The sequence below is a fragment of the Propionivibrio sp. genome (assembly GCF_047602565.1).
Classification (GTDB): Bacteria; Pseudomonadota; Gammaproteobacteria; order Burkholderiales; family Rhodocyclaceae; genus Propionivibrio.
The window spans coordinates 2,806,823-2,826,491 of the sequence record NZ_JASGGX010000001.1 but is presented as its reverse complement, the minus strand read 5'-3'; the positions used below and the strand labels follow the sequence as shown (position 1 = coordinate 2,826,491).

At 65.8% G+C, this 19,669-nt stretch carries 20 protein-coding genes and 1 pseudogene; 11 read left to right on the top strand and 10 right to left on the bottom strand.

All coding sequences use genetic code 11. The features are described 5' to 3' along the window. Window positions 1-15 precede the first annotated feature (15 nt). Entirely contained in the window at window positions 16-798 is a 783-nt protein-coding gene (locus tag QM701_RS13245; protein WP_415167519.1) for a glucosamine-6-phosphate deaminase, read from the top strand. A 1-nt stretch (window position 799) separates the two neighbouring features. Here QM701_RS13245 and QM701_RS13240 read toward each other — a convergent pair whose 3' ends face one another. The 7 genes from QM701_RS13240 to QM701_RS13210 all read right to left on the bottom strand — a co-directional run bounded on the left by QM701_RS13240 (window position 800) and on the right by QM701_RS13210 (window position 7,497). Next, window positions 800-1,825: a LacI family DNA-binding transcriptional regulator gene (locus QM701_RS13240; protein WP_415167518.1), complete on the bottom strand. Its 1,026-nt coding sequence runs from the start codon at window positions 1,823-1,825 to the stop codon at window positions 800-802. Between the two features lie 127 nt (window positions 1,826-1,952). After that, window positions 1,953-2,900 carry a helix-turn-helix domain-containing protein gene (locus QM701_RS13235; protein ID WP_415167517.1) on the bottom strand — a complete coding sequence of 316 codons (948 nt, stop codon included), beginning with the start codon at window positions 2,898-2,900 and terminating at the stop codon, window positions 1,953-1,955. Between the two features lie 88 nt (window positions 2,901-2,988). Continuing rightward, window positions 2,989-4,269: a TRAP transporter large permease gene (locus tag QM701_RS13230; RefSeq protein WP_415166653.1), complete on the bottom strand. Its 1,281-nt coding sequence runs from the start codon at window positions 4,267-4,269 to the stop codon at window positions 2,989-2,991. Next, window positions 4,266-4,862: a TRAP transporter small permease gene (locus QM701_RS13225; RefSeq protein ID WP_415167516.1), complete on the bottom strand. Its 597-nt coding sequence runs from the start codon at window positions 4,860-4,862 to the stop codon at window positions 4,266-4,268. Before QM701_RS13225 ends, QM701_RS13230 begins: the two co-directional genes overlap by 4 nt. A gap of 92 nt (window positions 4,863-4,954) precedes the next feature. Next, entirely contained in the window at window positions 4,955-5,965 is a 1,011-nt protein-coding gene (locus QM701_RS13220; protein ID WP_415167515.1) for a TRAP transporter substrate-binding protein, read from the bottom strand. Window positions 5,966-6,082: 117 nt separating this feature from the next. Continuing rightward, complete coding sequence (locus QM701_RS13215) at window positions 6,083-6,634, bottom strand: SIS domain-containing protein (RefSeq protein ID WP_415167514.1); 552 nt, start codon at window positions 6,632-6,634, stop codon at window positions 6,083-6,085. Further along, window positions 6,631-7,497: an NADP-dependent phosphogluconate dehydrogenase gene (locus QM701_RS13210; protein WP_415167513.1), complete on the bottom strand. Its 867-nt coding sequence runs from the start codon at window positions 7,495-7,497 to the stop codon at window positions 6,631-6,633. Before QM701_RS13210 ends, QM701_RS13215 begins: the two co-directional genes overlap by 4 nt. Between QM701_RS13210 and QM701_RS13205 the strand changes: the two genes are divergently transcribed. The 4 genes from QM701_RS13205 to rpoH all read left to right on the top strand — a co-directional run bounded on the left by QM701_RS13205 (window position 7,496) and on the right by rpoH (window position 11,503). Beyond that, window positions 7,496-7,798 (top strand): hypothetical protein, encoded by a 303-nt coding sequence (locus QM701_RS13205; RefSeq protein ID WP_415167512.1) that lies wholly within the window; start codon window positions 7,496-7,498, stop codon window positions 7,796-7,798. The genes QM701_RS13210 and QM701_RS13205 overlap by 2 nt on opposite strands. Window positions 7,799-7,950: 152 nt before the next feature. After that, window positions 7,951-8,754: a MurR/RpiR family transcriptional regulator gene (locus QM701_RS13200; protein WP_415167511.1), complete on the top strand. Its 804-nt coding sequence runs from the start codon at window positions 7,951-7,953 to the stop codon at window positions 8,752-8,754. Between the two features lie 313 nt (window positions 8,755-9,067). Next, a complete protein-coding gene (locus QM701_RS13195) occupies window positions 9,068-10,537 on the top strand; it encodes a gluconokinase (protein WP_415167510.1) in 1,470 nt (489 codons plus the stop codon). Between the two features lie 108 nt (window positions 10,538-10,645). Further along, window positions 10,646-11,503 (top strand): RNA polymerase sigma factor RpoH, encoded by an 858-nt coding sequence (rpoH, locus tag QM701_RS13190; RefSeq protein ID WP_415167509.1) that lies wholly within the window; start codon window positions 10,646-10,648, stop codon window positions 11,501-11,503. 50 nt (window positions 11,504-11,553) lie between these two features. Here the strand turns inward: rpoH and QM701_RS13185 are convergent, their stop codons facing one another. From QM701_RS13185 to QM701_RS13175, 3 genes are all read right to left on the bottom strand, one after another. Beyond that, window positions 11,554-12,354 (bottom strand): DODA-type extradiol aromatic ring-opening family dioxygenase, encoded by an 801-nt coding sequence (locus QM701_RS13185; RefSeq protein WP_415167508.1) that lies wholly within the window; start codon window positions 12,352-12,354, stop codon window positions 11,554-11,556. Window positions 12,355-12,416: 62 nt separating this feature from the next. After that, window positions 12,417-13,025, bottom strand: a complete 609-nt coding sequence (gene gstA, locus QM701_RS13180; protein WP_415167507.1) for a glutathione transferase GstA — start codon at window positions 13,023-13,025, stop codon at window positions 12,417-12,419. Window positions 13,026-13,062: 37 nt separating this feature from the next. Continuing rightward, window positions 13,063-13,506 (bottom strand): DoxX family protein, encoded by a 444-nt coding sequence (locus tag QM701_RS13175; RefSeq protein ID WP_415167506.1) that lies wholly within the window; start codon window positions 13,504-13,506, stop codon window positions 13,063-13,065. A gap of 144 nt (window positions 13,507-13,650) precedes the next feature. Between QM701_RS13175 and QM701_RS13170 the strand changes: the two genes are divergently transcribed. The 6 genes and pseudogenes from QM701_RS13170 (at window position 13,651) to QM701_RS13145 (ending at window position 19,541) form a co-directional block, all read left to right on the top strand. Then, window positions 13,651-14,556 (top strand): LysR family transcriptional regulator, encoded by a 906-nt coding sequence (locus tag QM701_RS13170; protein WP_415167505.1) that lies wholly within the window; start codon window positions 13,651-13,653, stop codon window positions 14,554-14,556. 120 nt (window positions 14,557-14,676) lie between these two features. After that, on the top strand, window positions 14,677-15,153 hold the full coding sequence (locus tag QM701_RS13165) for a YhcH/YjgK/YiaL family protein (RefSeq protein WP_415167504.1): 477 nt from the start codon (window positions 14,677-14,679) through the stop codon (window positions 15,151-15,153). 152 nt (window positions 15,154-15,305) lie between these two features. After that, window positions 15,306-15,779: pseudogene (locus QM701_RS13160) on the top strand (FGGY family carbohydrate kinase); the annotation flags it as partial. A 79-nt stretch (window positions 15,780-15,858) separates the two neighbouring features. Then, the gene (locus QM701_RS13155; protein WP_415167503.1) at window positions 15,859-16,896 is read left to right on the top strand and encodes an FGGY-family carbohydrate kinase; all 1,038 of its coding nucleotides are present in this window, start codon (window positions 15,859-15,861) and stop codon (window positions 16,894-16,896) included. Between the two features lie 31 nt (window positions 16,897-16,927). After that, complete coding sequence (locus tag QM701_RS13150) at window positions 16,928-18,577, top strand: hypothetical protein (protein ID WP_415167502.1); 1,650 nt, start codon at window positions 16,928-16,930, stop codon at window positions 18,575-18,577. A 28-nt stretch (window positions 18,578-18,605) separates the two neighbouring features. Next, entirely contained in the window at window positions 18,606-19,541 is a 936-nt protein-coding gene (locus QM701_RS13145; protein ID WP_415167501.1) for a dihydrodipicolinate synthase family protein, read from the top strand. Window positions 19,542-19,669: the final 128 nt, after the last annotated feature.

Sequence of the window (19,669 nt, the reverse complement as noted above, 5' to 3'; positions counted from 1 at the left end):
AACGGAGAACGTGCGATGGACGAGGCCATTCACGTCGACCGTGTGGATCGACTGCGGATCGAGGTCCATGCGGACAGAACGGCGCTCGGCGTAGCCGCAGCGCTCGCCGCCCGGCGGACGATGCGCGAGGCGATCGCGCGGCGCGGCGCATGCCGGGCGATCTTCGCGGCGGCCCCCTCCCAGAACGAACTGCTGGCCGAACTGCGCCGCGCCGACGACGTGCCGTGGCCCCGCGTCGAAGCCTTCCACATGGACGAATATTGCGGGCTGCCCGCCGATTCCCCCAGCCGCTTCGCCAGCTTCCTGCGCGGCGCGCTGTTCCGGCACGTGCCGTTGCGGGCCGCGCACTACCTGGACGCCTCGGAACCCTCCGCCGTAGACGAGGCCGCGCGCTACGCGGACCTGCTGCTGGCCGCGCCGATCGACCTGGTGTGCCTCGGCGTCGGCGAGAACGGGCACATCGCCTTCAACGACCCGCACGCGGCGGATTTCGACGATCCGCTCACCGTCAAGGAAGTCCGGCTCGACGAGGCCTGCCGCCGCCAGCAGGTGCACGACGGCGCCTTCGCCGACCTGGCGGCGGTGCCCGAGCGCGCCCTGACGCTCACCATCCCGGCCCTGCTGCGTGGCGAGACGCTGCTGTGCGTGGTCCCCGGCGGACGCAAGGCGCCGGCGGTGCGGTCGATGCTCACCGGGCCGATCGGCGCCTCGTGCCCCGCCAGCATCCTGCGCCGGCACCCGTCCTGCACGCTGTACCTCGACGCCGACTCGGCGGCGGAGTGGCTGCGCACGCGGTGATCTAACCGGCGATCGCGCGGACCGAATCGCCGTCCAGCAGGGTGCTCTCGAACAATTGCTGCGCCGGCGGCGCGTCCGGGTCCTCGACCCGGCTGAGCAGCAGATTGGCAGCGGCCGCCGCCATGCGGTGCTCGGGACGCAGGATGCAGGTGACCTTGGGCCGCAGCACGCCGATCCAGTCCGGCGTGCCGATCATCACGAACGAGATGTCGTCCGGCCAGCGGATTCCCCGGTCCTGGAAGCAGAGCAGCGAGCCCTTGGCGGTTTCATGGTGGCCGAAGACGACAGCGCTCACCCCGGCCTGCAGCAGCTGCCCCGCCATGCGGTATCCGCCGGCCTCGCTCAGCTCGTCGAGCAGGACGATCTGCCGCGATTCCGGCAGGCCGAATTCGCGCAGCGCGGTGCGATAGCCGTCGATCCGGTCGCCGACGTTCGGAATCGGCGAGTCCCAGCCGGAGTACGCGATCCGCCGGTGGCCGGCGGCCAGCAGATGGCGCGTCGCCAGGTAGCCGGTCTGGAAGTTGCTGTGGCCCACGAAGTTGTGCGTTTCCTCCATGTTGGGGAAGGAACGTTCCAGAATCACGTAGGGGATGCGATGCCGGCGGAGCAGCTCGGTGTTCTCCTCCCTGGACAGCGCCGGGCTCAGGATGCAGCCGTCGATCTGCTGCGAGATGAGCCGTTCGATGATCACCCGTTCCTGCTGCGGGTCCTCGTCGCTGTTGCACAGCGAAACGACGAACCCCTCCTGGCGCGCGATCGAGACGATCTCGACGCACATCCGGGTGAAGAAGGTATTGCCGAACTGGGCGACCACGACCGCCAGGATGCCGCGCCGCTGGCCCTTGATGCTGCTCGCGGCGGCGTTCTTCACGTAGCCGATTTCCGCCGCGGCCCGCAGCACCCGCTCGCGCAGCTCCTGGCGCAGATACCGCTGCCGGTTGCTGAGCACATAGGACACCGTCGCGGCGGAGGTACCCGCCCTGGCGGCGACATCTTTGATGGTTACCGAACGCTTGGCCTTGGTCACGGGAGCGGACTATTCCGACGAGATTCCCACGCTGGGATCGTCAGTGTACCAAAGGCGCCGCCGTTCCCGGCACATGCGCCGTTCCTGCCCATCGCAGCCGAAACCCCGACTCCGTCGGCGTTCCAACTCAGAAGACATTTCCGAAAGATTTCATCCATAGAAACGGGTCGCCGTTTCTGCCGGAAGCCGCTGCAAACAGGCGGATTCTGTCCACGATTTCCTGCGCTGAAACGAGCCGTTTGCGGCGGCCGGCGCCTTTCTCTCCGGTACGGAACACCTGTTCAAGAAAACGCAGCCATCCCTCGGGAGCCTGGACTGCGTGGACGGACCATCTGTGCCGCGCCGCCAGCCACGTGGCTATTCTCGGGTGGGCGCACATGAGCTTGTTGTTCGCGACTGCATGGATGTCCACGTCATCGGGAACGGCGCCTTCCGTCTGCTTGAAAAACTCCAGCAATTCGTAGTGTCTCTGGCGTGCCACGGATTTGCGCTTTGGCGTTCGGGAGGCAACGTTCAGCGCGGCGGCGAGTATCGCCATATCCTTGCCGTCCCTGTCTGCCGCAACGCTCTTTCCCTGTCTTTCAACACCGAGGATGAAAACGCCGTCGGGCGGATTCAGGTATAAACCGATCACCTGTTGCGCTTTTCGCAGGAATCGTGGATCGCCAAGGACGCCGCTTCCATCGCCGAGGCATTGCCGGAATTCGATTTGCCGCAAGTAGCGATGCACGCTGCTTTTTGGCAGCCCCAGCTCTTTCGCCAGGCCACGCACGCTGCCGATGGCATCCTGGGCGCTGCGCGCCTTGTCAAGCAGGGCGGCGATCGTTGCACGATCGTACGCGGGGGGCTTTCCGGGGCGCGCACGATCATCGAGGCCCGGGCATCCCGCTTCGAGGAAGCGTCGGCGCCACTTCCCGACGGTGGCTTCCGACAGCGAAAGCCGTTTCGCGATCTCCGTGTTCGTTTCGCCCGCCGCGCAGGCCAGGACGATTCCGGCGCGCATGGCCAGCGCCGGCCGCAGCGAATCCGACCCCGCCATCGATTGCAGTTGTGCGCGGACACTGCCACTGAGCAAGAGCGCTGCTTTAGGTCGTCCCGGCACGCTGTATCACCTCCTGGCCTGGGATTCTATCCGGCTGCCGCGCTCCCGATCCAATCGTTCTCTACCGCGTCATCCAGTGCAGAGGCAACATGACGATATCTGGGAAGAGGACGAGCAGGAACATCACGATGGTCTGGGCGATCATGAAGGGAACGACGCCCTTGATGGCCCCGCTCATCGGAATGCGCGCCACCCCGCAGACCACGTTCAACACCGTCCCCACCGGCGGCGTCACCAGCCCGATCGCGTTGTTCATGATGAACAGCACCCCGAAATACACCGGGTCGATCCCCGCCTGCTTCAGCACCGGCATCAGCACCGGCGTCATGATCAGAATGGTCGGCGTCATGTCCAGCGCCGTCCCCACCAGCAGCACCAGGATCATCAGCACGAAGGTCATCAGCATCTTGTTGCCCATGAACGGGGCGACCATCTCGGCCAGCTGTCCCGGAATGTCCGCCGCCGTGATCAGCCACGCCGACACCCCCGCCGCCGACACCAGAAACATGATCACCGCCGTGGTCTCCGCCGCCCGCAGGCACAGCCCAAAGAGCTGCTTGAACTTGATCTCCCGGTAGATCACCGTGCCCGCGAACAGGGAGTACGCCGCCGCGATCACCGCCGCCTCGGTGGGGGTGAACATGCCGGTCTTCAGTCCGCCGATGATGACCACCGGCAGCACCAGCGCCCAGGAGGCGCTGCGCGTCTCTTGCCAGCGTTCGGCCTGGCTCCGCTTGGCTTCGATGCGCATTTCGTCGTGCTTGATGCACCACCGCCAGGCAAGCATGATCGACAGGCCCATCAGCACCCCCGGCACGATGCCGGCGATGAACAGCTTGGTGATCGACACGCCCCCCGTGACGCCGTACAGAATGAGGGCGATCGACGGCGGAATCACCGGGGCGATGATGCCGCCGCAGGAGATCAGCCCGCACGAGCGGTTGACGTCGTAGCCGGCGTTGCGCATCAGGGGGATCAGGACCGCGGCCAGCGCGGCAGTGTCGGCCACCGCCGAGCCCGACAGCGAGGCCATGACGATGGCCGCGACCACCGCCACGTAGCCCAGCCCGCCCCGGATGTGTCCCACCCAGGCCATGGACATGGTGATGATCCGCCGTGTCATGCCGCCGGCGTTCATGAATTCGCCGGCCAGCATGAAGAAGGGCACGGCCAAGAGCGGGAAGCTGTTGGCCCCGTCCCACATGTTCTGGATGACGATCTGCGGGTCGGTCATCCCCATGTAGTACATCATGGCGAGCCCGCAGCCGATCAGCGCAAAGGCGATCGGCATGCCGAGGGCCATGAGCGCGAGCAGCGAGGCGATAAAGACAAAGACGGTCATGCTTGGGGTCCTCCGGGACGGACGGCGTGGCTTTTTTCCTGGGCGTCAAGTTCGCGTTCGACTTCGTGCGCTTCTTCCAGGCCTTCTTCCTGCACGTCGATGAGTTCGCTTTCGGCCACCTGCCCGAAGGCCAGGCGCGCCAGGTTGGCGATGCAGATGAGGGTGATCGCGGCGCCCGTCAGGTAGCTCACCCCGAACGCCCAGAGCATGCTCATCTGCATCACCGGCGAGGCGTTCGCCGCAATGATGTCGTGTTGCAGCCACGTGCCGTACAGCATGTACAGGCTGCACAGGGCCATGATCGCCTGGCTGATGCCCCAGCACACCTTCCGCCCCAGCACCGGCAGCGCCGCCACCACCATGTCCACCCCCAGGTGCGCGTGCTTGCGCATCCCCACCACCGCCCCAATGAACGTCATCCACACAAAGGCGTACCGCGGCAGCTCTTCCGATACGTCTATCCCGCTGTTCATAAAAATCCGCATCATCACGTTGATGAACACCAGCACAAACATCACCAGCAGGCACACCACCATGATCACTTCCAGCAGACGGTAAAACCCGTCGTGCACCCGGCTTAACTCTCGTTTCATAGATGGTTCCTCTGCAAAGACCGGCGAGAGAATTGCGCAAAAAACGGGGAAAGGCCCTGTCCGCCTTTCCCCGCCGCCCGGATGATCCTCGCCTAACTGCCCGAACGCACTTTTTCGATCTCGGCCTGGAATTCCTTGACGAAGGATTCGCCGATCTGTGCCGAGAAGCGTTCGACGACGGGCTTGACCCGTTCCCTGAATTTCAGCAGCTCTTCATCGGCAATCGCATTGACCTTGACGCCCGCCTCGATGAATTTCGCGATCACGTCCTTGTCGGCCTGCTCCAGCAACTGCCGCTGCAAGGCTTTGGCCTCGTCGGCCGCTTTCTGGATGCCGGCCTTGTCGGCGTCCGGAAGGCCGTCCCAGAATTTCTTGGAGGCGACCAGGCCGACGGTCACATAGGCGTGGTTGGAAAGCGAGATGAATTTCTGCACTTCCTGCATCTTGTTGGCGTACATGTGCATCAACGGATTTTCCTGGCCGTCGATGGCCTTGATCTCGAGCGCGGTGAACACCTCCGAGAAGGCCATCGGCGTAGCGTTCGTGCCCAGCGTCTTCCAGATGTCGATGGCCAGCGGATTGGGAGTCACGCGGATCTTCAGGCCGCTGAGGTCCTCGACCTTGGTGATCGGGCGCTTGCTGTTCGAGATGTTGCGAAAGCCGATGTTTCCCCATCCCAGCCCGATGACTCCGGCGGGTTCCATCTGTTTGAAGATCTTCTGGGCGGTCGGTCCGTCCTGCAGCGCGTAGACCTCCTGGTTATTGGCGAACAGGAACGGCATATCCCAGATCTGGACTTCCTTGATGCGCGTCGAGAATGCCGCGACGCTGCCGATGTAGAACTCCTGCGTGCCCGACTGCACCGCCTGCAGCTGCTTCTCATCGCTGCCGAGCTGGGCGCTGTGGTAGACCTTGATCTGCACGTTGTTGTTGGTGTACTTCGCCGCCAGTTCGACGAACCTGTTCATGGCCACGGCCTGCGGATGCGTGTCCGGCATCGCGTGCCCCAGCCTTGCCGTTACCGCGGCGAGCGCGCCGCTCGCGCCCGAAAGGCTCAATGCGCCTGCAAGAACGATGTGTTTCCATGCCGATTTTTTCATCATGTCTGCCCCTTCTGGTCGAAATTGCTGCGTTGCAGCGTCAATGGATGCTTCGCCGGCGCTTGCACGACGGCATGGCTCTCCGCGGTGATTCGGCGATCGAGACCGACCGCCCCGTTCCTACTGGAGATTCGCGTGCCGCTCGTTCATCAGGCGCTCGTCGACGCCGAGCTGCGTCTGGATGTGCCAGGCCAGGGCATCCCCCACGAGCAGAAACGCCTGCTCGAACAAGGACCCCGCGTGTTGAACCGTGGGGATCGCCGAGCGGGCCGGCAGCGTCAACCCCAGGTCGGCGGCGTCGGGCTCTGGTTTTTTCGAGGAGACGAGCGCAACACGGGCGCCGCTGTTGCGCGCGATCCGCACGTGCTCGAGCGTCGCCTTGGTGCCGGCGGAAGCGGATACGGCGATGAGCAGATCTTTCGCGCCGATGGCTGGCGTGCTCGGTTCCCCCGCGACATGCACCTTGATGCCGAGGTGCATGAGACGGATGGCCAGCGCGCGCGTCATCAGGCCGGAACGCCCCTGGCCGCTGAAAAAGACGCTTCTCGCATCGACGATGGCGCCGGCGAGCGCATCGATCTCGGCTGCATCCAGCGCCTCCATCAGGCGGCAGTGCTCGTCGAGGATGACGGCCAGACGGTCCACGACGGGATTCGTGTCTTCCCTTTTCATGCCGCGCCTCCCGTTTTCATGACCGCGTGGCCGCCGATCACGCCGCGCAGGGCGGCAATGCTCTTCATGGTCGGCGAATCGTCCTGCTGCGATCCGAAGCGCGCCTGCAGGGCGATGGAGATGGTCGGCGTCGGCACGCGCAGGCGGATCGCCTCCTCGACGGTCCAGCGCCCCATGCCGGAGTCGGCGACGAAGCCCTTGATGCCGTCGAGCCGGGGATTTCCGTCGATGGCCTGGCAGAGCTTTTCCAGCAGGTGCGACCGGATGGAGCACCCGCGCTGCCAGGCCTGGAGCGTGGCTTCGACGTCGACCCCGATGTCGGACGCGGCCAGCAACTCGTAGCCTTCTCCGTAGGCTTGCATGAGCGCGTACTCGACGCCGTTATGCACGGCCTTGGTGAAATGCCCGGCGCCGGTCCCTCCGACCAGCGCATACGCGCCCGGCGCGGCCAGTGCTTCGAAAACCGGCACGAGGCGTTCAAAGTGCCGGCGTTCCGCGCCGACGAGCAGCCCGCAGCCGTTTTTCGCGCCTTGCGTTCCGCCGCTGACGCCGGCGTTGACGAATCCGATGCCCTTAGCCTTCAATTCCGAGGCGAGCTTTCGCGAATCGCGGAAGTCGGAGTTGCCGCCGTTGACGACCAGATCGTCCGCGCTCAGCAGCGAAGAGAGCGTCCGGATGAGCGCACTGGTCGCCGCACCCGGCGGCGTCATGGTCCACACGACACGCGGAGGCTTCAGCGCGGCGACGAGCGCCCCCAGCGAATCCGCCACGTCGATGCCTTTCTCCTTCACGCCGCGCGCGCATTCCGCGTTCATGTCGAAGCCGACGACACCGTGCCCCGCGGCATGCAGGCGCGCGATCATGGCGCCGCCCATCCTGCCCAATCCGATAAACCCAAGTTCCATAGCCTTGCCTTTTTCCGTTGAAGTGATGGGCAAGGCTACCGAGGTCGATTTACGGGGCGAAGACGTAAATTTGTTTCAGGAACGGCAGTCTTCTGAAAACGAATTACAGCTCCGAGAGAAACCTGAACGGCGATTATTTTTCCTTATAAACAACCTGTTATTTATTTTTGGCAGGCATGCCGTTCAAATTCTGCAGTGCATCGGACAAGGATTGCCTTTGACGTGCCGACGCCATTTGTCCCGAAAATACGTGCGATAAATGCGCCGTGCCGGCGGGAACGAGTCTGGTATAACCCGCCGCCGAGCCGATATCATTGGTTCTTTCCGCCTCCGGCGATGTCTTCTTGCAGATGGATAAACAGGTCGCCAAAACACACGTCCGGCTTCGGCTCGAAGCCGTTCTACAAATCGTTGACGCCGACAGAACAGCGCGTCTGCGATTTCGCCCTTCAGTATCCCGAAAAGGTCATTCATTTCACCATCTCGGAGTTGTCCAAGGCGGCGGGAGTCAGCGACGCCACGGTGACCCGCCTGTGCCAGAGCGTCGGTTATCACGGCTATCCCGAATTCCGCGTCCTGTTGGCCCGCGATCTGGCCAATCCCCAGCAGATGAACAGCGGCGAGCTCAGAGTGACCGACGCGGCGGACGACATCCGGGACAAACTCATCGCCGCCTCGGTGCAGAGCATCTCCGATACCCGCTACACACTCGACGTCGAGGCGCTGTGCGGAAGCGCGGCGTGTATCGCGCGGGCCGGCCGGATCGATGTCTACGGCATTGGCGGGAGCGCTTGCGTCGCCCAGGACATCTGCCACAAATTCCTGAGACTGGGGATCGCCATCGTGGCGTACTCGGACGTCGACCTGATGTCGATCTCGTCGGCGATGCTGTCAAGCCGCGATCTGGCGATCGGCGTCAGCCATACCGGCCGTACCGAATCCGTGGTCGACGCCATCCGGCGGGCGAAAACGGGCGGCGCGAAGACGATTGCGCTGACGCACAATCCCCTGTCGCCCCTGGCCAAGTCGTCCGACCTGGTGCTGCAGTACGCGGCCCGTCCAACGGCATTTTCCAACGATTCCCTGTCCGGCCGTTTGTCCCAGCTGGTGATCGCCGACCTGCTCTACACCCTGATCGCATTTTCGAGCTTCGACCGTTCGGCGCAGTTGATCGATCAGGCCAACGCCCTGGCCAACAAGCGGCGTCTGAGATAGAAGCTCCGGCGGTTGTCGAGCTTTGCAGCGAGGATGCCCTTTGGGGCCGAGGCACACGAATTAATGGGACACTGCCGGTCCGCCATCCCCTCGCAAGGCCGTGAAAAGCAGAGGACGAAACACGGGGAAGCGGCGGGATAAACCCTGGCATCCACTCCTTTTGGCGGAAAAACCTGCCGTTTCACGCAGCCGGGGCCTGTCTGATAGTTGTTTTCAAGGCGGCGGACAGTGCTGAAACAAATTTACCGCTTCTTTCCGGAGCCCTCCCGGATATTCTTGCTGACTCCCGTTGTCCCCGGTCTTTGAACTGCCCATGAATGAAAAGTCCTGCGTTCTATCCATCGATATCGGCACGTCGTCGGTACGCGCCGCCATCTTCGATACTTGCGGACGACAAATCGGCCCCTGCGCCCAGCATGGCTATCCGCTGGCCACGGGCCATGACGGCAGCGCAACCATCCAGCCGGATGAACTATTGAAGGAGCTTTGCCGGGTCATCGACGAAGCCCTCGCCGCCAAGGAAGGCAAGCTCGCCATCGACGCCGTGGGACTGAGCACCTTCTGGCACAGCCTCGTCGGGCTGGACGAGCGTACGGCTCCGACCACGCCGGTATGGACGTGGGCCGACCGCCGGGCAGCCAACCGGGCGCGCTCGTTGAGAGCGCGCCTTGGCAGCGGGCTGCATGAATCGACGGGATGCCCGATTCATTCGAGTTTCTGGCTGTCGCGCCTGCCGTGGCTGAGGGATTCCGACAAAAACACCTACGCCTCCACCGCCACGTGGTGTTCCGCCATCGATTTTCTGATGCACCGGCTTTTCGGCGAATTGAAAACCTCCGTGTCCATGGCGTCCGGCACGGGTTTGTTTGACCTGGATCAGCCGCGCTGGAACGCTGAGGCCCTGTCCGTGGCGGAGATCGGAGAAGGAAGCCTGCCGGAGGTATCCGATTCCCCCTATCGCGGCCTGCGATCCGAATATGCCGGGCGCTGGCCGCAGCTGGCCGGTATTCCCTGGTTTCCCGCGGCCGGCGACGGCGCCTGTTCGAATATCGGCAGCGGCTGCCACACCAGGGATTCGCTGGTCCTCATGCTGGGCACCAGCGGTTCCATGCGGATGCTGTGGGATGCGGGCAGACCGCGGCTGCCGGACCCGGCTCTCTGGTGTTTTCGCCTCGACGCCAAGCGTTTCGCCGGAGGTATGGCCTTGTCGGAAGGCGGTGCGTCCGCCGCCTGGGCGCGCAGGCTGGTGGCCGAAGAGGCTCGCCGCGACGTAGACGAGGAAATAGCCGCCATGCCGCCCGACGCGCACGGCCTGACTGTCCTGCCGTTTTTTCTCGGCGCCCGCAGCCCGGACTGGATCGACGGGCGCACCGCGTGCATTGCCGGCATCACCGCCGCCACGACGCCTCTCGAAATCTATCGCGCCACGCTGGAAAGCATCGGTCTGCGCTTCGCCGTGCTGAAAAAACGGCTCGATCGGGCTTGGCCCGACGAAAAACGCATTGTCGCCACCGGCGCGGGCCTGGTGCGTTCCCCGGTGTGGAGCCAGATCGTCGCCGACTGCCTCGGCCGGGAAATCGAGCTGTCCGGCGTCGAGGAAGGCTCTCTTCGCGGCGCCGCGCTGCTGGCCTGGGAACGGCTCGGCGCGGCGCCTCTCGGCCGGTTCGGCTACCCCATCGACAGAGTCGTCTCGCCGGACGCGGAAGCACACTCCAGGTACGCCGAAGCCATGGAACGGCAGGAAGCCTTCGATCGGTTGCTCCACCTTCAGCAGGCAGGCTGACCTCGCCGGCTTACAAACCGATACAAGAAACTTCTCCGCCGCTTAGCACTCTCAAGACGCGAGTGCTAAAATTTATGCGGACTCTTTCTGAAGGAGGTGAAGACCCACATGACGCAAGCTCTGGCTTTTCCGACGATCTCGGCGGTAGGCAACATCGATGCCTATATTGCCGCGGCGAAGCGCTTTCCGATCCTCAGCGAGGAGGAGGAGTTTCGCCTGGCGACGCGCTTCCGGGACGAAGACGATCTGGAAGCGGCGCGCCAACTGGTTCTCTCCCACCTGCGTCTGGTCATTTCCATCGCCCGGGGCTATCTCGGCTACGGCCTGCCGCATGCCGACCTGATCCAGGAAGGCAACATCGGCCTGATGAAGGCGGTCAAGCGCTTCGATCCGAATCAGGGCGTGCGCCTCGTCTCGTTCGCCATCCACTGGATCAAGGCGGAGATCCACGAGTACGTGCTGCGCAACTGGCGGCTGGTCAAGCTGGCGACGACCAAGGCGCAGCGCAAGCTGTTCTTCAACCTGCGCAGCATGAAGCCGGGCAGCGAGACGCTGACTCCCGCGCAGGTGGACGACGTGGCGTATCGCCTGAACGTGAAGCCCGAAGAAGTCGTCGAGATGGAGACCCGCCTGTCCGGCCACGACATCGCGCTCGAAGCCGGCAGCGAGGATGAGGACGGCTTCGCGCCGATCGCCTATCTCGAGGACAATCGCAGCGAACCGACGCGCGTACTCGAAGTGCGGGACCGCGACTACCTGCAGAGCGAAGGCCTGCAGACCGCCCTGGCAGGCCTGGACGAGCGCAGCCGCCGCATCGTCGAGGCGCGCTGGCTGAGCGAGGACCCGGCGACTCTGCATGACCTCGCCGACGAATTCGGCGTCTCCGCCGAGCGCATCCGCCAGATCGAGGCGAAGGCGATGCAGAAGATGAAGACGCGCCTGCTGCCGCTGCTCGGCGCGAACTGATCGGTTCGTAGATCGAAAAACCGCCCGGCGCGCCGGGCGGTTTTTTTTGCTCAATCGTTCGGCGGGAACAGGTAGTTGTCTGCCGCCAGCGCGTCCTCCACCCAGCCGCCGCCCAGCCATTCCGTGCGGCGATGCTCCCCCGCCGCGCCGAGTGCGACGAACAGCGGCAGGAAGTGCTCGGGCGTCGGATGCGCGAAACGCGCCCCCGGCCCCGCCTGCTGCCAGTCGAATAGCGCCTCCATGCCCTCCGGCGAATCCTCCATCAGCCGCGCATGCACCCAGTCGCGGAAGGCGCGCGACTCGGCGGCGGGGCGTTCGCCGCCGGGCCGCAGGTAGTCCATGAGGTTGTGGGTCAGGTGGCCGGAGCCGACGATCAGCACGTTCTCCGCCGCCAGCGGCGCCAGCGCGGCGCCCAACGCGTAGTGATGGCGGGCGCAGCGTTCCGGCTGGACGGACAGCTGGAGCACCGGCACGTCGGCGGCGGGAAACAGCGTGCGCAAGGGCACCCACGCGCCATGATCGAGGCCGCGCGAGGCGTCGATTCCGGCCGCGATGCCCGCCTCGGACAATTGCCGCTTGATGTGCTGCGCCAGTTCCGGAGCGCCCGGGGCGGGATAGCGCAGGGCATAGAGTTCCGCCGGAAAGCCGCCGAAGTCGTGGATGGTTTCCGGCTGCCGGCTGCCGGAGAGGACCGGCAGTCGCGTGTTCCAGTGGGCGGAAACCATCAGGATCGCCGACGGCTTCGCCAGGCGGGGCGCCAGCCGCTCCCAGGCGCGGTTGAGCTCGTCGCCGCCGAGCGCGGTCATCGGCGAACCGTGCGAGAGAAAGAGGACCGGTTGTGCGGCGGGCATGGTTTGCTCCAGAAATCCGTTTCATCGGGGGATGGCACCGGCGTCGGCGCCATCCCGGTGTTTCACGCCGCGGCCTCGGCCGCGCGCGCCGCCTGTACGCTTGGGCGGGCGCCGACGCGTGCCTGGAAGGACACCAGCGACGGCCACGGCGCGAGGTCGATGCCCGTCCATTGGGTCCAGTTGAGGATGGTATACAAATAGCCGTCGGCGACGCTGAACTGGGCGCCGAGCAGGAAATCGTTCTTCGTCAGGTGGTCCGCCACGAACGCCAGCCGGTTTTGCAGGTTTTCGCGGACCACGGCCTTGTAGTCTTCCGGCGTCGTCGGCTTGAACAGCGGACCGAATCCCTTGTGCAGCTCGGAGTTGATGAACCCGAGCCATTCCTGCAGGTGGTAGCGTTCGAGCGTTCCGGCCTTCGGCGCCAGGCCGGTTTCGGGCTTGAGGTCGGCGATGTACTGGACGATGGCCGGTCCCTCGGTCAGCACCTCGCCGCTGTCGAGTTCGAGGACGGGAACGTAGCCCTTGGGATTGATCCGGGTGAAGTCGCTGCCGTCGGCGGCGACCCGGTGATTCTTGAGGTCGACCTTGACCAGTTCGAAATCGAGCCCCGCCTCGCGCAAGGCGATATGCGGAGAAAACGAGCAGGCAGCGGGGGAAAAGTACAGTTTCATGGGTTTTTCTCCTGTCTCAGGGGTGAAAGGAAGCCTGTCAGACAGCAGTGGAACGGGATTTATCCACGGACCAGGCGCCGCCGCCGAGCAGGCTCTGCGCCACGGCGGCGACGATCAGGTAGACCGGATATTCCCAACCGCCCTTGGGCGCGCTGAAAGACCAGCCGTTGCCCAGGTGCACCGAGGCGGCACCGATCAGGATCGGCACGGTCAGCGCGGCGACCAGCCGCGTCCGGTAGCCGAGGAGCAGCGCCACGCCGGCCAGCACCTCGGCCGGCGCCACGATGTAGGCGAGGAACCCCGGAAAACCGATCGAAGCGAAAAAGGCGGCCGTCCCCGGCAGCGTGAAGACGAGGACCTTGAGCAGCCCGTGCGACAGGAACATGGCGCCGAGCGCGAGGCGCAACAGCGCGGTGCCGTAATCGGCGGCGGTGGACCCGCTGCGGGTCGTCGAAGGGAGCTGGGCGGCAACGGCGGTCATGTGAGTTCTCCTTGAAAGGTGCGATGCGGATCGATGAGGGCATCCGTCAATCACCCGATTGACGTTGAAGCGACTTTAAATCCTGCGATTAATGGAATAAACATGTGATAGATTTAATCTCTATTCCAGTATTCGGGACAATCAATGGACAGATTCGAAGCGATGCGCGTCTTCTGCTCGGTCGTCGAAGCCGGCAGCTTCGTCGCGGCGGCGGAGCGCACGGGCTTGTCCACCACCGCGGTCTCGCGTTTCGTGGCGCAGCTCGAAACGCATCTCAACGTGCGCCTGCTCAACCGCACGACGCGGCGCATGAGTCCGACCGAGGAAGGCTTCGCCTATTTCGAGCGCTGCACCCAGCTGCTGGCCGATCTGGAGGAAGCGGAGGCCGGTGTCGCCGGCGAGGCGCGCCGGCCGCGCGGACGCCTGCGCCTGACCGCGCCGATCGCGCTGGCCACGCTGCGGCTCGCCCCGGCCTTCGCCGAGTTCGGCCAGGCCTACCCGGAGATCACGCTGGACATCGTGCTCTCGGACAACGTCGCGGACTTCGCCGAGGAAGGGCTCGACCTCGCCATCCGCGTCGGCCGGGTCGGCAGCGACAACCTCGTCGCCCGCCATATCGGCGACACCGCGCTGTTCGTCGCCGCCGCGCCCGAGTATCTGGCGCGTGCCGGCGAACCCGCTCATCCCGGCGACCTCTCCCGCCACGCATGTTTCACCTACAGCTACGCGGCATCGGGAAACCAGTGGCACTTCGAAAACGCGGACGGCAAGACGGCCGAGGTGCGCGTCGGCGGCCCGGTCAACGCCAACAACGGCATGCTGCTGGCCGAGATGGCCGCGGCCGGCGCCGGCATCGTGCAGGCGCCGTGCTTCGTGCTGGCGCCCCTGCTCGCTGCCGGCCGGCTGGTGCGCGTGCTGCCGGAGTGGACGCTGCGCCGGCTGCCGATCCACGTCGTCTATCCGACGCGCCGGCACCTCTCCGCCAAGGTACAGGCGATGACCGCTTTCCTGACCCGGTGGTACGCGCAGCACGCGGCCACCGTGGCCTGAAACGGCAGCGGCGCGGGATGCCGCGCGGCCACCGCCGGTTCGGAGGATAATCGCTGGGCTTTCATGGCGCGTTCCCGGCCTGGGGACGCGCCTTTTCCAACCATAAAAAAGGAGAGTCACATGATCGTAGGCCGCATTTCCGATATCGCGACGCAGCGCGGCGCCCTGCCCGGCGCCATCGTCCGGGCCCTGGAGGCGCTGCAGAAGGTCGATCTCGGCGCGCTGGAGCCGGGCCGCTACGAGATCGAGGGCGACAAGCTGTTCTACCTGGTCCAGGACGTCGAACTGCGCACGATGGAAGAAAGCCGCGCCGAAGCGCACCAGAAGTACGCCGACATCCAGATCCCGTTCAGCACCGCGGAACGCTACGGCTTCGCCCTGCCGCAGCCGGAGCTGGCGCCGAGCGACGACCAGCTCGAAGCCAAGGACCTGGCGTTCTACCCGACGCCGGCCGGCGAATGTTTCGTTGACGCCGCACCGGGCACCTATCTGGTTTTCCTGCCCACGGAGCTGCATCGCCCCTGCCTGGCCATCAAGGACAAGGCGACGATCCGCAAGGCCGTGGTCAAGGTGCACGCCAGCCTGCTCGGCATGTAAGTCCCGCCGGCGCGCCACCGCCCGCCAGGAAGCCTCCCGTTGCCGGGAGGCTTTTTGTTTTTGCGGCGGCCGCAACCCGCCTCCCCTTGTTTTGCCGACACATATTGACTATATTGCTAACTCGAATTAGCAGATAAAAAACGGGGGTAAACATGGGCGATCGGGTATTCCTGGGGATCGACATCGGTTCGGCCAGCGTGCGCGCGGGCCTGTTCGATGCGCACGGCCGGCGGCTGGCCTTTGCCGTGCGCCCGATCCGGCAATTCCACCCGAAACCCCTGTTCGTCGAACAGTCCTCCGCCGACATCTGGACGCAGATTGGCGCCGCCGTGCGCGAAGCGGTCGCCGCCACGGCGATCGACCCGGCGCGCATCGCCTCGATCGGCGTCGACGCCACCTGCTCGCTGGTGGCGGTCGGCCCCGGCGGGCAGCCGGTTTCCGTCGCCGAGACGGGCGAGGCCGAGCGCGACATCATCATGTGGATGGACCACCGCGCCGGCGCGCAGACGGCGGCGCTCAACGCCACGCACGATGCCGCGCTGGCCTACGTCGGCGGCGAAGTCGGCATCGAGATGGAGCTGCCCAAGGTCCTCTGGCTCAAGCAGCACTTTCCCGAGCGCTACGCCGCCGCGTGGCGCTTCTTCGACCTCGCCGATTACCTGGTCTGGCGCCTGTGCGACGCCGACGTCGCCAGCGTGTGTACGTTTGACGTGCAAGTGGAACTACCTGGCGCACGAGCACCGCTTCAGCGAGACGCTGCTCGCCGCGGTCGGCCTCTCCGACATCGCCGGCAAGGTGCCGCCGCGGGTCCTCCCGCTCGGTTCCGCCGCCGGCCAACTGAGTCCTCGGGCCGCTGCCGAACTGGGACTGCCCCCCGGCGTGGTCGTCGCCACAGGCATCATCGACGCCCATGCCGGCGGTCTGGCGCTGGTCGGCACGGAACCCCTGGGCAGCCTGGCGATCATCGGCGGCACGTCGAACTGCCACATGGTGGTCAATCCCGAGCCGATCATGGTGCCCGGCGTGTGGGGCCCGTACTACGGCGCGATGCTGCCGGGCTGGTGGCTCGGCGAGGGCGGCCAGAGCGCGGCCGGCGCGCTGCTCGACTGGACGCTGCGCCAGAGCGACGCCTGGCCGCTGCTGGAAAGCACGGCCAAGGCCGCAGGGCGCAACGAATACGCCGTGCTCAACGACTGGCTGGCCGACCTCGAAAGCCGCGAAAAGTGGCCCACGCGCGACCTGCACGTACTTTCCGACCACCACGGCAACCGCTCGCCGCGCGCCAATCCGCACGCGCGCGGCGCCGTCGTCGGGCTGACGCTGGAACAGGGCCAGGACGCGCTGGCGCGGCTCTACCTCGCCACGCTGCAGGCGCTGGCCTACGGCACGCGGCACATCATCGAGAGCATGAACGCCGCCGGCCACCGCATCGGGCGCATCGTGATGTGCGGCGGCGGCACCAAGAACCCGTACTGGCTGCGCGAGAACGCCGACGCCACCGGCTGCGAGATCCATCTGGTCGGCGAGGAGGACGCGGTGACGCTCGGCGCGGCGCTGCTCGGCGCCGTGGCCTGCGGCGCCTTCCCGACCCTGCCCGACGCCGCCGCCGGCCTCGTGCGCCCCGGCGGCAGCGTCAAGGCGCGCCCCGAGGCCAAGGCGTTCCACGACGCCAAGTACGCCGTCTACCTGCAGCTTTACGACGACATGGAACGCTGCCGTGCCGCGATGCAGGCGTGGCGCTAGGCCGCCCATTTCAACCGAAAAGGACACTGCCATGCTTACCCTGACCCTTCCCGCATCCAAACCGCTGATCAAGGCCGGCGACCAGGAAGTGCTGCTGGTCACCAACGCCGACCTGCGCGAATCCGCCAACGTCGCCTGCTGGCCGGTGGAGAAGAAATTCGAGGACAAGCTGGAACGGGCGCTCGCCGGCCGCTTCGGCCTCAAGGCCCGGCGCGCCCACCCGGTCAAGGACGACCAGGGCCACGGCTTCATCAGCAGCCAGCGCGAAGGCAGCGACCTGTTCGCCGCCATCGATCCGGACGCGCCGGTCATCGTGCTGCTCACCGCCTGGCAGTATTCGCACCACCTCGCGCCGAGTCTCGCCCGGCATCGCGGCCCGGTGCTGCTGCTGGCCAACTTCGACGGCACCTGGCCGGGCCTCGTCGGCATGCTGTGCATGGCCGGCACGCTGACCAGCCTGGGCAAGACCTATGCGCGCCTGTGGTCGGCCGAATTCGACGACGAATTCTTCTTCAAGGGCCTGGCATCCTGGCTGAAGACCGGCGCCATCGAGCACGACACCTCGTACCTGCGCCCGGTCGACGCCGCGCATGCGGCAAGCAACACCCAGGCCTGGGCCGTCGGCCGGCAGGTCGGCGAGTTCGTGCTGCGCAACAAGGAAATCATGGGGCTGTTCGACAGCTTCTGCATGGGCATGATCAACGGTGTCTTCCCGCAGAAGGCGCTGGTCGACATCGGCATGCCGATGGAAAGCCTGTCGCAGTCGGCGCTGCTGGTCGAGATGGCCAAGGTGCCGGCGGCGCTGCGCGAGGAATGCCTGCGGTGGTACGAGGCGCGCGGCATGAAATTCGAGTTCGGCAGCGATCCGGCGACGGAGCTGACCCGCGAGCAGGTGCTCGAACAATGCGCGATGATGATCGCCATGGCGCGCTTCACGCAGCGCTTCGGCCTCACCGCCGTCGGCGTGCAGTACCAGCAGGGGCTGGCGCATTCCTGCGCGGCGTCGGACTTCGCGGAAGGCGCGATCGGCTCGACCGAACGCTTCCCGATCCCCGACGAGAACGGCCGGATCATCCGTCCGGGCAAGCCGATCACCTGCATCAACGAGGTCGACATGGGCACGGCGATTCCGCAGACCATGCTCTTCCGCCTGCTCGACTCGCTCGGCCTGCCGTCGGAGACCACGCTGCACGACATCCGCTGGGGCAGCGACTACCAAGGCACCTTCTACTGGGATCTGGAGATTTCCGGCGCGGTGCCGTTCGAGCATCTCAAGGGCGGCATCGCCGGCGCCACCGGCTACCGCCAGCCGGCGATGTACTTCCCCAAGGGCGGCGCCACCATCCAGGGCCAGGGCAAGGCCGGCCGCCTGATCTGGGCGCGCGCGCACTACGAGGGCACGCGGGTGGTGATGCACATCGGCACCGGCACCGCCGTCGAACTGCCGGCGGCGGAATTCGAGCGCCGGCGCCGGGCGACCACCTACGAATGGCCGCTGCTCAACTGCACGCTCGACGGCGTCGGCCGCGACGACCTGATGGCCGGCCACCAGAGCAACCACATCACGGTGGCCTACGTCGCCGAGGACACGCTGCGGGACGTGCTGCGCGCCTTCGTGGCGCAGGCCGTCACGCAGGGCATCCAGGTCTATGTGGCCGGCGACGCCTTCGGGCTGCTGTGACCGCTTCCTCTCTCTTTCCGGACGGGCCATGAACATCAACGATCCCTACCGCGGCGTCTGGCCGGTGATGCTGACGCCCTTCGACGACGACCGCGAAATCGACTGGGAATCGCTGAAAAAGCTGATCGACTGGTACATCCGGGCCGGCGTCAACGGCCTGTTCGCCAACTGCCAGTCGAGCGAGATGTTCTTCCTGTCCGAGGCCGAATCGCTGCGGCTGACCCGCTTCGTGCTCGACCACACCGCCGGGCGCGTGCCCGTCGTCGCCTCCGGCCACACCGCCTGCGGCCTGTCGCAGCAGATCGACCAGCTCGGCGCCATGGCGGAAACCGGCGTGGACAGCGTGATCATGATCAGCAACCGCTTCGCGCTGCCCGAGGAAGGCGACGACGTGGTCCTCGAAAACCTGCGCAAGGTCACCACCGCGCTGCCGGATACCGTCGGGCTGGGCATCTACGAATGCCCGTACCCGTACAAGCGCCTGCTCTCGGACGAGGTGGTCGACTGGTGCGCCCGCAGCGGCCGCTACACCTTCATCAAGGACACCTGCTGCCGCCTCGACACGATCGCCCGCCGCGTCGAACTGGCCCGGGGCAGCCGCCTGCACATCGCCAACGCCAACGGCCAGACCCTGCTGCCTTCGCTGCAGGCCGGGGCGCACGGCTACAGCGGCGTGATGGCCAATTTCCACCCCGCGCTGTACGTCTGGCTGTGCGACAACTGGCAGAACGAACCGGAGAAGGCCGAGCTGCTGGCCGCCTATCTCTCGACGGCCTCGTTCATCGAATGCCTGGACTACCCGGTCTGCGCCAAGGATTTCCAGAAGTCGCTCGGCAATTTCAGCACGGCCGCCTGCCGCGTGCGCGGCACGGAGGATTATTATGCGGCGCACGGCCCGAGCGCCATGCAGCAGGCCATGCGGCTCGGCGACATGGTCGGGCGGCAACTGGGAATCCCGGTCTAGACGGCCGGGCGAAACGGGCAATGGCATGAAACGAGGAGGTGTTATTCTTTGACACGGTAGCGAACTGAAAACCGGACGCCAGGAGAGCCGGGCACGAAGCGGGGAAATCCTAACCACGCAAAACAAGG